Origin of the sequence: Microcystis sp. M53602_WE12 (genome assembly GCF_030065455.1) — a bacterium.
Classification (GTDB): Bacteria; Cyanobacteriota; Cyanobacteriia; order Cyanobacteriales; family Microcystaceae; genus Microcystis; species Microcystis aeruginosa.
Genome location: NZ_JASJFB010000320.1, coordinates 1 through 11,270, shown reverse-complemented (window position 1 = coordinate 11,270; position 11,270 = coordinate 1). Strand labels below are relative to the sequence as shown.

The 11,270-nt window shown below is 41.3% G+C and carries 13 protein-coding genes; 8 read left to right on the top strand and 5 right to left on the bottom strand.

The genetic code is table 11. The features are described from left to right. Window positions 1–140: 140 nt before the first annotated feature. Entirely contained in the window at window positions 141–839 is a 699-nt protein-coding gene (locus PX482_RS11425) for a single stranded DNA-binding domain-containing protein (RefSeq protein ID WP_043999192.1), read from the bottom strand. Between the two features lie 89 nt (window positions 840–928). On the opposite strand from PX482_RS11425, the gene folD reads away from it, so the two are divergent. After that, window positions 929–1,786: a bifunctional methylenetetrahydrofolate dehydrogenase/methenyltetrahydrofolate cyclohydrolase FolD gene (gene folD, locus PX482_RS11420; protein ID WP_002760599.1), complete on the top strand. Its 858-nt coding sequence runs from the start codon at window positions 929–931 to the stop codon at window positions 1,784–1,786. 101 nt (window positions 1,787–1,887) lie between these two features. Here folD and PX482_RS11415 read toward each other — a convergent pair whose 3' ends face one another. Together PX482_RS11415 and PX482_RS11410 are read right to left on the bottom strand one after the other, a co-directional pair. Further along, on the bottom strand, window positions 1,888–2,451 hold the full coding sequence (locus tag PX482_RS11415) for a Uma2 family endonuclease (protein WP_002760600.1): 564 nt from the start codon (window positions 2,449–2,451) through the stop codon (window positions 1,888–1,890). A 132-nt stretch (window positions 2,452–2,583) separates the two neighbouring features. Next, on the bottom strand, window positions 2,584–3,147 hold the full coding sequence (locus PX482_RS11410) for a Uma2 family endonuclease (RefSeq protein WP_288122453.1): 564 nt from the start codon (window positions 3,145–3,147) through the stop codon (window positions 2,584–2,586). 230 nt (window positions 3,148–3,377) lie between these two features. On the opposite strand from PX482_RS11410, the gene PX482_RS11405 reads away from it, so the two are divergent. The 4 genes from PX482_RS11405 to PX482_RS11390 all read left to right on the top strand — a co-directional run bounded on the left by PX482_RS11405 (window position 3,378) and on the right by PX482_RS11390 (window position 7,419). Then, window positions 3,378–4,025 (top strand): hypothetical protein, encoded by a 648-nt coding sequence (locus tag PX482_RS11405; RefSeq protein ID WP_288122452.1) that lies wholly within the window; start codon window positions 3,378–3,380, stop codon window positions 4,023–4,025. A gap of 71 nt (window positions 4,026–4,096) precedes the next feature. Beyond that, window positions 4,097–4,348 carry a BolA family protein gene (locus PX482_RS11400; RefSeq protein ID WP_002737239.1) on the top strand — a complete coding sequence of 84 codons (252 nt, stop codon included), beginning with the start codon at window positions 4,097–4,099 and terminating at the stop codon, window positions 4,346–4,348. A gap of 322 nt (window positions 4,349–4,670) precedes the next feature. Further along, on the top strand, window positions 4,671–5,966 hold the full coding sequence (locus PX482_RS11395) for a P-loop NTPase fold protein (protein WP_288096267.1): 1,296 nt from the start codon (window positions 4,671–4,673) through the stop codon (window positions 5,964–5,966). A gap of 10 nt (window positions 5,967–5,976) precedes the next feature. After that, on the top strand, window positions 5,977–7,419 hold the full coding sequence (locus PX482_RS11390) for a tetratricopeptide repeat protein (protein WP_288096269.1): 1,443 nt from the start codon (window positions 5,977–5,979) through the stop codon (window positions 7,417–7,419). Between the two features lie 116 nt (window positions 7,420–7,535). On the opposite strand, the gene PX482_RS11385 is transcribed toward PX482_RS11390, so the two are convergent. After that, window positions 7,536–8,135 carry a sulfite oxidase-like oxidoreductase gene (locus tag PX482_RS11385; protein WP_288026651.1) on the bottom strand — a complete coding sequence of 200 codons (600 nt, stop codon included), beginning with the start codon at window positions 8,133–8,135 and terminating at the stop codon, window positions 7,536–7,538. Between the two features lie 181 nt (window positions 8,136–8,316). Then, entirely contained in the window at window positions 8,317–8,499 is a 183-nt protein-coding gene (gene rpmF, locus PX482_RS11380) for a 50S ribosomal protein L32 (RefSeq protein ID WP_002760610.1), read from the bottom strand. A gap of 189 nt (window positions 8,500–8,688) precedes the next feature. Here rpmF and PX482_RS11375 point away from each other — a divergent pair, with 189 nt between their 5' ends. The 3 genes from PX482_RS11375 to PX482_RS11365 form a co-directional block, all read left to right on the top strand. Further along, on the top strand, window positions 8,689–8,868 hold the full coding sequence (locus PX482_RS11375) for a hypothetical protein (RefSeq protein WP_288026649.1): 180 nt from the start codon (window positions 8,689–8,691) through the stop codon (window positions 8,866–8,868). A gap of 17 nt (window positions 8,869–8,885) precedes the next feature. After that, the gene (locus PX482_RS11370) at window positions 8,886–10,850 is read left to right on the top strand and encodes a M48 family metalloprotease (protein ID WP_002760611.1); all 1,965 of its coding nucleotides are present in this window, start codon (window positions 8,886–8,888) and stop codon (window positions 10,848–10,850) included. 160 nt (window positions 10,851–11,010) lie between these two features. Then, a partial coding sequence (locus PX482_RS11365) for a DUF4164 domain-containing protein (RefSeq protein WP_288122450.1) occupies window positions 11,011–11,270 on the top strand: 260 nt, incomplete at its 3' end.

The window sequence follows — 11,270 nt, the reverse complement described above, 5'->3', positions numbered from 1 at the left end:
GACAGGACTAAGGTTATTACTAACCCGCACCTGTAGGGTTATAAAGTTATCAAGGTACTACATTTACCAAGCGGCTAATCCTCTAAACGTCTTACTGTCTAGTTTCTAGCCAACGAATCGCACCACACCCCACACCCTAGCTATTTCTCGTTTTGTTTATGGGGTAAAAAGAAAGCATCGAGGGGATCTTGGACGGGTTTAATCACTGTGGGGGGTTTGGGGGGAATCGCTTCCGCGACGGGTTGCACGGGTGGATTGGGTTTAACGGGGGTAACGACGGGAGTTTCTGGGGGTTTTGTTGCGGTTGCGCTGGGAATTGTCACCTGTCGGGGATTTTCCAGGGGTTTAGTGGAGACCGGGGGAGAATTATTTTCTGGGGGTTTAACTTCTGAGGTGGGGGAAGGTTTAATTTCTGGGGACGGAGAAGGAGTGGGAACCGAATTAACTGCTACTGCATCCATCTGTTCTAATTCCACCACATACAATTCGTTAACGGTTTGGGAACCCTGGGGAATAGCTTCAAAGTCAATTTTGCCCTTAATGACGATTTCTTCGCCTTGACGGGGTAATTTATTGCTATTGGTGCGAATCCAAATCTTACCAGACTTATCCTGCAAAAGATAGGCTCCTCCCGCTAAAAAAGGGGCATAATTGCTCACGGTTCCCCTAAGATAAACTAAAGTGCCTTTTGGTTTTTCCTGTAATTGCTCGATCGCTGTTAGGGGAGGATCACCGATGTAGGGAACGGCAATACCGAGGTCAGCAAGGGTACTACAACCGAATAACCCTAGCAATAATAATAAACTGCTGATGCGCGCTACACGAGTCTGAATAGACATTCTTGCTTTAACCTTAACGAGTGCCATTAGCCAATCTTTTTGACCATAGAATAGATCCGAAAGATTTTTGTTCTCGGTATTATCATAGAATGTCCGTAACTACTTGCCAAATTCTCGACGGGAAAGCCTTAGCTCAAAAAATCCAACTTGGTCTAGGAGAGCGCATCCAGACGCTAAAATCTCCAATGGGACGACCTCCGGGGTTAGCGGTGTTGATGGTGGGGGATAATCCCGCTAGTGCCGTTTATGTCCGCAATAAGGAGAAAGCTTGTACTAAAATCGGTATGGCCTCTTTTGGTCGTCATTTTTCCACCGATACAAGTGAACTAGAAATTTTAGCGGAAATTGTCCGTCTCAATCAAGATGAGCGGGTGGACGGGATTTTAATTCAATTACCCTTACCTAAGCATTTAGATGCGGTTTCCCTTCTCTACCAAATTGACCCGAAAAAAGATGCTGATGGTTTACATCCTCTCAATTTAGGCGGTTTAGTGCGGGGTGATGACTGTATCCGCAGTTGTACTCCTGCGGGGGTCATGGCACTGCTGAAAGAATATAATATTCCCATAGCCGGTAAGCACGCGGTGGTGGTGGGTCGCAGTATTCTAGTGGGGAAACCTTTAGCTTTAATGTTATTGGAGGAAAACGCTACGGTAACTATTGCTCACTCGCGCACGGAAAATCTGGCAGAAATAACCAGAAGTGCCGATATTTTAGTACCTGCTGTCGGTAAAGCCAATTTAATCACTAAAGATATGGTAAAACCTGATGCGGTAGTGGTGGATGTGGGTATTAATCGCGTCGCTGACCGTTTGGTGGGCGATGTGGACTATGCTGGGGTTTTAGAAGTGGCTAGTTATCTTACTCCTGTCCCCGGGGGTGTCGGTCCGATGACGGTGGCAATGTTATTACAAAATACCTTGTTAAGTTACGAACGCAAGTTATAAATCCGCAGCTACCAGCTATCAGCTGTAGCTGTAGGATGGGTTAGCGGTAGCGTAACCCATCGGGGTGTTGGGTTTCATGCTTCAACCCAACCTACGTTCATCTAAACTCCTAAAATTTCTGCAATAGTGAATTCTATATCGGGAAATGATTCAATAAAAATACTTTCACATCGATAATATTTCTGAATAGCTTGATAACTACCCTGCAGCGGATAGCGATAAACTTCTACAGATTCTTCCTTGAGATTGACAATCCAAACTTCTTGAATATTTGCTTCCGCATAAAGAGGGATTTTAGTATAGCGATCATAATCGAGGGTAGAATCGGAAACTTCAATAATTAAATAGATATCTTGAGGACAAGGATGGGCAGCAACATAAAAATCCGATCGAGGTATTAGTAAACTTAAATCTGGTTCTGGTTGAGAATTATTATTTAATCTAATCGGATTTTGCACTCCTAAGAGAATAAGACCGCCAAATTTTCGATAAAATAACTGTGTTAATCGATAAATACTGGCAGCATGACGGGTTCCCATCGGTGACATTTTGATAATTTCTCCTCGAATTAATTCCACTTTTTCATCGGGTTTGATTATTGCCTGGGTTGCCATTTTTTCGTATTCTTCCACCGTAAACTTACGGGTAATCAGTGATAAAGACATTTTAACTAAACTCCTAAGATTTCTGCAATAGTGAATTCTAAGTAGGGAGGCACAATCATTTGTAGGATGGGTTAGCGGTAGCGTAACCCATCGGGGCGTTGGGTTTCATGCTTCAACCCAACCTACGTTCATCTAAACTCCTAAAATTTCTGCAATAGTGAATTCTATATCGGGAAAGGATTCAATAAAAATACTTTCACCTCGATAATATTTCTGCATAGCTTGATAACTACCATTCAGAGGATGGCGATAAACTTCTAAACATTCTTCCTTGAGATTGACGATCCAAACTTCTTGAATATTTGCCTCCGCATAAAGAGGAATTTTAGTATAGCGATCATAATCGAGGGTAGAATCAGAAACTTCAATAATTAAATAGATATCTTGAGGACCAGGATGAGCAGCAACATAAAAATCCGATCGAGGTATTAGTAAACTTAAATCTGGTTCTGGTTGAGAGTTATTATTTAATCTAATCGGATTTTGCACTCTGAGAATAATTTTATGTCCTAACTTTTGACAGAACAATTGTATTAATCTATCTATACTAGAAGCATGACGAGTTCCCATCGGTGACATTTTGATAATTTCTCCTCGAATTAATTCGACTTTTTCATCGGGTTTGATTATTCCCTGGGTTGTCATTTTTTCGTATTCTTCCACCGTAAACTTACGGGTAATCAGCGATAAAGACATTTTAACTAAACTCCTACTTTCTCTTTATTCTATCTGGACAGCCTTGCAAGGGGGGAATTATCGGTGTTTAAACCATTAATCGGGGGGATAAACTAACTTTTTGGGGACTTGTACTGATTCTTCGGGAAAAATCAGCGCTTGCCATGGCGACAAAACCGCTAAATCTAACGTCTAGAAAGCTGGGGTCGGATCGAAACTGCCCCAAAAAAGCTACTATAGGTCAGTTGTCGATGTTAGAAAAAATAGCCGTTCCCATCAGGAACATTAAGTCGAGAAATTTTATGGTTAAGCGAAAACAGCCTTATAGTTTAATTTATCTGCTCACTCTGGTGATCGGTTTAGTCATAGCGATCGCACCTGACGGACAAGCACAAACCCCCGACTCTAACAATCCCACCAGCGATCCTAACGAATTAAAACCCTTAAATCAAGCCGATAGTGTCCTGAGTCTTCAGGGGGGACAACGTTTAGTGGAAGAAGCGAACGCCGCTATTAATGCCGCTAAATACGATGTCGCTGTGGAGAAACTCAATCAAGCGCGTCGGATTTTTAACCAACTATCTAACTATCATCTGCAATTAGCTAATAGTTTCTCAGGAATTGACCCGAAAGTATTCGATTCTCAGCGTCAAAGTGCTTTAAACACCGGACAACTGCGGGATGAAGCCACCTATCAGCTTGCTTTGGTCCATAGGGCGCAAAATCAGCCAGAATTGGCGGTTCCTTTGTTAATTCAGGTGATTCAATCCCAAAACCCCACCAGTGAATTAGGACAAAAAAGCTATCAACAACTCTACGAGATGGGATTTGTCAGTACACCCATCTCCGCACCGACTCCCACCTCCGCAACTCCTAACAACTCCCCCCCACAGCAGTAAATTTTGTCCCCATTGACGAGCTTTCGGTAACAATGGGATCAGAGTATCTTTAATTCTTTTGAGGAGTTACGATGGTTGACTTTCGCCAAGTAGAAGCGATGATTCAAGAACAAATCCCCGATGCACAGGTGATGATTCGGGATTTAACGGGAGGTGGCGATCATTTGGAAGCGGTGGTTATTTCTGGCGAATTTGCCGGCAAAACCCGCGTTAAACAGCATCAAATGGTTTATGGCGCTTTACAATCGGCACTGGCTACCGAAGCCATCCATGCTTTGGCATTAAAAACCTACACTCCCGACAGTTGGGCAGCAGAAAAATAACAGTTATCAGTTAAGTAGGTAGGTGTTAAAAGTTGTCAGACACCCCCCTTATCAAGGGGGGATTAAGGGGGGATCCCCCCGCCTATCGGCACCCCCCTTATCAAGGGGGGCAGGGGGGATCCATCTTCAATTTAATTATAACTACTTATCAGTTATTAGTTAATTTTTTTCTGGTTTTCTTTGTGGCTAATTATCTTCACACAACACAGTCTAATTTAATTACTCATGGTTAGTAACCCATGCAGGCGTTGGGTTTCATGCTTCAACCCAACCTACGTTCATCTTATATTTAATTCCACCCACCCACTTAATTTAATTACTCATGGTTAGTCCTTTACTGGAACCCTTTCGAGAAGCCTATCGCAATTTGGAACTTTTACCCCTGCGATCGGATAAAGAATTACAGCGTTTTGCTGTTAAATACGGCACAGAAATTATCGACGAATTAGAACAATTGGTCGAAGATAGTCCTTCGGAAGACGGAAAAATTATTCTAGCAGGACATCGGGGTTGTGGTAAGTCAACCCTACTCTACGAATTTAAAAGAAAGTTAGATGATCGCTATTTTGTTGTTTTCTTCTCGATCTCAGACACGATCGAAATGTCAGACGTAAATCATGTTAATATTTTATTCTCGATCGCCGTTCAGATGATGTCAGAAGCGGAAGCCCAAAATTTAACTATTAAAGATTCTATTAAAAAAAGCTTTTATCAATGGTTTGCTGAACAAATCCGCACCGAAACCAATCAAGCAGATGCCACTATCGAAACAGGTTTTAACTTTTCTGCTTTACTAGCTCACATTAAAGGAATTCTCAAGATTAATTCGACTATTCGTCAGGAAATCAAACAAAAGTATGAGCGGAGAATTACCGATTTAGTTGCCCAAATTAACATTATAGCTAGTGCGATCGAGTCCCAAAGTCAGAAAAAAATCTTAGTAATTGTTGATGACATTGATAAAATTGACTTAGCACAGGTAAGGGATATTTTTCAATCCCATATTAAAGCGATTATGTTGCCCGGTTTTCGGATTATTATGACTATTCCGATCGCCGCTTTAAGAGAGGTAGCTTTAAAGGCAACTCTCCAAACAGAAACCAACGATCAGATCGTGCAAATGCCTGTATATAAACTCTTTAAACAGGGAGAAATTAATTCACCTAATGCTATACCCGATCCGCAAATTATTGCTACTTTAACCGAGATTATCACTAAGCGCATCGATTCCGATTTAATCGATCCTGACACCCTCGAAAAAATTTGTCTTTATAGTGGGGGAGTGTTACGAGAATTAATTCGCATTACTAATGATTGCTGTCGGGTTTGTTTGCGATCGGTTCGTCGTTATCCTGATGATAATACCCTAAAAATTAATCAAGCTGTTTTAGAACAATCAATCACAGAACTTAGTCTCGATTTTGCTGAAAGTATCGGTACAGCAGATGAGGAAATTATTAAAACTGTTTATGAAAAGTCAAAACCGAAGGATCTCAAGGATCAAAATTTTCTAGATCTGCTGCATGGTTTATATATTTTGGAATACCGCAATGGCGATCTCTGGTATAACGTGCATCCGATTGTAGTTGAGTTAATGAAAAAAAGAGGAACAATTTGAATGGTATATTATGACTGATGAAACATCTTCAATTATTGACCAAAATGAAAGAGAATACGAAGGTTTAATCGTGTCTCTAGAGGCAAATCAAGAGAGATTAAATATATTAATTTGTGTGTGTGATCAGGAAAAATTGCGAGAAGAAATCATCGATCGCTATAGCAAAGAATTAGAACCAGTAATCCCTTGTTATCGGATTGATTTAGATCAAAAAGAACCGAGTTTAAGAGCAGCAATTGCTAGTTTAGTCTCCAGAAAACCAGAGTTATTACAAAGCAAAAACGCCGTGATCACAACCACAGGAGTGGAAAAATTACACTCGATCGAATGGCAACGGGAAAAATCGGAACTAGATAAATTTTTTGGTTATCTGCAATGGACAAGGGAAGGATTGCGAGAATTTCCCTATTCCATTGTTCTTTGGGTAACAAGCACAGTGGAGGTAAATTTACGCAAAAAGTCCCCCGATTTTTGGAGTTGGCGAAAAGGAGTTTTTCGCTTTATTTCTCCTCCAAGTAACTTTTTACCTTCTCAGGAAATTTTACCAATTTTACAATCTTTTGACGAAATTACTATAGATAAAGATATTCCTTCAATCTCTAAGGAAGACTTGTTAGAACTAATCGAGCAAATCGAGGTAAATAAAGGCAAAAAAGAGCCAAGACTAGCGAGTTTATATGCCAGTTTAGCTAAGATTTATAACCTTCGTTTATTATATCGATCACCATTGGTAGATTATCGTCAGGAACAACAGCTTGCGATCGAGTATTATCAAAAAGCGATCGATTTACAAACAGAGTTAAATCTAGAACTTGATTTAGTTGCGAGTCTCGACTCATTAGCAGGTATTTACTATTCCCTAGGAGAAGACCAAAAAGCGATCGAGTTTTATCAACAGTCCTTAGCAATCTTTCAGAAAATCGGAGATCGATCGAGAGAAGCAGATTCTTACAATAATTTAGGCAATGCTTATCATTCCCTAGGAGAATACCAAAAAGCGATCGAGTTTTACCAACAGTCCTTAGCAATCTTTCAGGAAATTGATGATATAAGGGGAGTAGCGTATTGTTACAATAATTTGGGCAATATTTACAATTCCCTAAGAGAATACCAAAAAGCGATCGAGTTTCATCAACAGTCCTTAGCGATCAAACGGGAAATCTCTGATATAACAGGAGAAGCTTATTCCTATCTAGGTTTGGGGAATGTTTACGGTTCCCTAGGAGAAGACCAAAAAGCGATCGAGTTTTATCAACAGTCCTTAGAAATCTTTCAGGAAATGGGGTATATCATAGGAGAACCAAAGACTCTGTTTAATCTGGGACTTACCTACTATAAACTCGATCGTATATCGGAAGCGAAAGAAGCATATCTTCAAGCGCGGAAATTATTTCAAGCATTGGGGTTAGCAGGATATGTTCAAAAGTGCGATCAGGCAATTCGGCAATTATAATTAACCAGTTGCGATCGAGTAAAAATTTGTTGCTTCCCCCTTGACTTTTGCTTGTTTTAATGCTATGACTTACTGGACTTGATTGCTTATCTCACCCGATTTTAAGCCAAAACTGGTTAAAAACCGCCATAACGTTCCTCTAACCAGGGATCACCTCGTCGATGGTAGCCATTACGTTCCCAGAAACCCGATTGCTCTCGATCGAGAAATTCTAAGCCATTAATCCATTTAGAACTTTTCCACGCGTAGAGATGGGGGACAACTAAGCGCAGCGGACCACCGTGGTCGGGGGGTAAAGGTTGACCAAACAATTGAAAAGCGAAAAAATTATCCTCGTGCAGGAATTCCTCTAGGGTCAGGTTAGTGGTATAACCGCCATAACAGTGTTGCATAACGTGGGTAGCTTCCGGCAGCAGGTCAATTAAGGTGATAAAATCCGATACCTTAATTCCCGTCCAAGTCACATCTAATTTTGACCAACGGGTGACACAGTGAAAATCCTTGGTAAATTCCCACTGCGGTAGGGCCATAAAATCCGACCAGTTAAAAATTTTAGTCGTGGCCACCTTTCCCCAAACCTTAAATAACCATTCCTCGGTCTTGATTTGGGGAGTATCCCCGTAGGTAAGCACAGGAAAACCACTAGCGAGATATTGGCCCGGAGGAACTCGGTCTTGATCGGGAGATTCTGGTTTTTTAAAGAATTTGCCTAACATTAGTTGAGACTCGCAACGAAAACCCTAAACAAATCTTAAAATATTAGGGAGCGAAAAGGTTTTCTATACCTCACTCCCCACTATCAAGTTATTACACCGTCCTAGACCTTGAGGACATTTATTCGGTGTTAACAGCGAACTACAGCCAAATTTTTCTGGTAACTGATGACCGATAGGAATATTATTCCTCGTCTTCCCCTTCTTCTTCCTCTTTAGTGGGATAGACAAAGCTGTTAGAACGACCAGAAAGGACAGATTTACCCAAAGATAAGGCTTTTTGCGCTTCCCGATCCGCTTGCTTTCTCCAGTGCGCTCTCCGTTGGTCGCGCTTGGCATTTGAGGTTTTCTTCTTGGGACAAGCCATAGTATTTTAACGATAGTTATAGACTCACAACCTTTCTATTCTACTCCCTATTTCCCTAATCGGCTCGCTAACTTGTCTGATTCCCTTGATCGCTACTGCCCAAAATATTGATAAAACTTAATAATTATCATTGGCTTACCTATTTATGTTTAAAATTCTATATAACTATGTAGTCAAGTAATTTCCATCATGGTAACTACCGTCGAACCCAGAGTTTTAAGTTCACTGATTACTGTTTACTGTTTACTGTTTACTGTTTACTGCTCACTGAAAAATCCCCCACACCCCCACACCCCCACACCCCACACCCCCACTTCCCCAACTCCTTTAATCTTTCCTACGATTTTGGGTATCTCTAAACATAGATAAACAGCTAAGGGATATCTATGTCACTGGAAGAAGGATTAAAATATCTACGCCTAAAGGATTACGCAAGGGCCGTAGAATTACTGGAAGAATATTGCCAACAGTCAGCTAATTTTCATTCTCCCTTATATATTCGAGCTAAAATGGCTCTTGCTCGGGCCTATCGCAGCAATAATCAACGGCAACAAGCGATCGCCCTAGCTCTGGAATTAGAAAATCATCTTGATCAGGAAGTTAGTCAGTGGGCCAAACGATTACTGACAATCTTTAGTGCTGAACAAAAAACCATCGGTATTGCCACTAATGGGGTCAAATTTCGAGCGCTGCCCAAGGCAGCACGAGCAGCACGGGTAAGTGTCCGGTTATCCCGGACTATCCCCGAAAATAGACTTATTTTTGCTAAACTATTGACAATTACGGCTTTTTATGCTATAGCATTTGGTCTTTTTTTTGTAATTACCCGTTTGCTGCTCATCCCTGCGGGGACGGGTGTAATTATTGCCTTGCTCTTGACCGGTTTCTTAGGCGGACTCATCCTTTTTATCGCCCCGAATCTAATTGATTGGACACAAAAACGTCTTTATCGAGTGCGTTGGGTGTCCTTAGCGGAAATTAAACGGTATAGCCCGGAATCGGCGGCGGTAATTGGGCGTGTATGCCGAGAAAAAGGGTTAAAACCGCCAAAACTAGGCATTATCGAAGACGGACAGCCCCTCGCTTTTACCTATGGCTCTCGACGGGGTAATGCTCGCTTAGTAGTTAGCAGAGGTTTATTTACCTATCTCGACGATGAGGAAGTAGCGACGGTATATGCTCATGAATTAGGGCATATTTGGCAGGGAGACTTTGCCCTGATGACTATCTGTGCTAGTTTCGACCATTTAAGCTGTTATCTCGATTCTTTTGCCCAAAATCAAGGTAATAATTTTCAAGACACAGTTTTTCTAGCCCTTCTCTCATCAATTATCACTATTTTTAGGCCAATTATTGTTTTTTGCTGTCTTTATCTGTCTCGTACTAGAGAATACTTCGCCGATCATTTTGCTGCCCAAGTTACTGGTAATCCCAATGCTTTGGCCCGCGCTTTAGTAAAAATTGCCTTTGGTTTAGTCCAAGAAACTGCCCAGTTTAGTCCCCTGTCATTCAGTACAAATGTATTAAATATTGCCCTGGAGCAGGATGCGATCATTGCCGGTAACGTTTATGGTATCGCATTGGAGTCTCGCCGGATCGGACAGAGTTTTCTCTGGGATATATATAACCCTTGGGCAAAATGGTTAGAGTTGCAATCTAATCATCCCCTGACTGGTGAAAGGATTCGCGCTTTAACTAACTATGCCCGACAGATGGATCTAGATATAGAATTTAGTCTGGGGAAATTATTATGTCAAGAAATGGAATTAGATTCCAAGAAACTCTATCAAAACTTTTTTCTACGACTGTGTTTATATTATGCTTCGGGACTAGGCTTTATTATTGGGGTTGTCATAGCTGATTTTCTTTGGCTGAAATTTAGCTCTTGGGGTGCATTGGGCCTAATTTTAGTCGGTGGGGGTTTGGGTATAATTATCAATCGATTAGCCAGTTATCCTCGTCTCAACAATGCTAGTTTCAGCGATATTTTTTCTTTAACCGATAATCCTTGCAGTCATCCCCTCCCAGCTATCCCCGTCCGACTCCGCGGTGAGTTAATTGCTCAAGGAAAGAATTTCTTTCTTAAAGATAGCACTGGCATAATTCCCCTCGCTCCTAACTATCGTTTTGGTTTTTGGCATAAAATCAGGACTACTAACCCCCCCATGGCAGCAATAAACAATACATCTGTACAAGTTCTCGGTTGGTTTCGTCGCGATTTATCTCCTCGTCTGGAATGGAGTCAAATAACTCACTCTGGCGGAAATATTCGGTTTTATCCCCGTTTTTGGCCTTTGGTTAGCGGTTTTGGCTTATTAGTCTCCGGTTTAATTATCGCAGTCACATTTTAAGCATCGCAAAAAACTGCCACTTCATCCCTTTTCTAGTTTTAGGTACTTGCTTGGATAGTACCCAATCTTTGAGCGGCAATCCCTAAAATCCTCAAGTCTCAGACCATGAAAACCCTTCATAATTAAGATAGTCGCCAGATAAGTCTAGAAGTATAGCAAAATGTCTAACGAAACTGTCACCTATTCCCTAGAAGCTGTCTTGACCAGGATTGAAAGTAAAATCGACAAAATCGATGAACGTCTCACAAAATTAGAAATCGGACAGGCCGAACTCAAAGCAGAGTTAAAAGGCGATATTAAAGTATTAGACGAGAAAATCGAGGGATTAACGGTACGGGTTGGTTATCAGGAATTTACCAACCGGGGGATTCTGATAGCTTTGGTGGTTGCTGTCTTGGGAGGTGCTGCTAAACTTTTTGG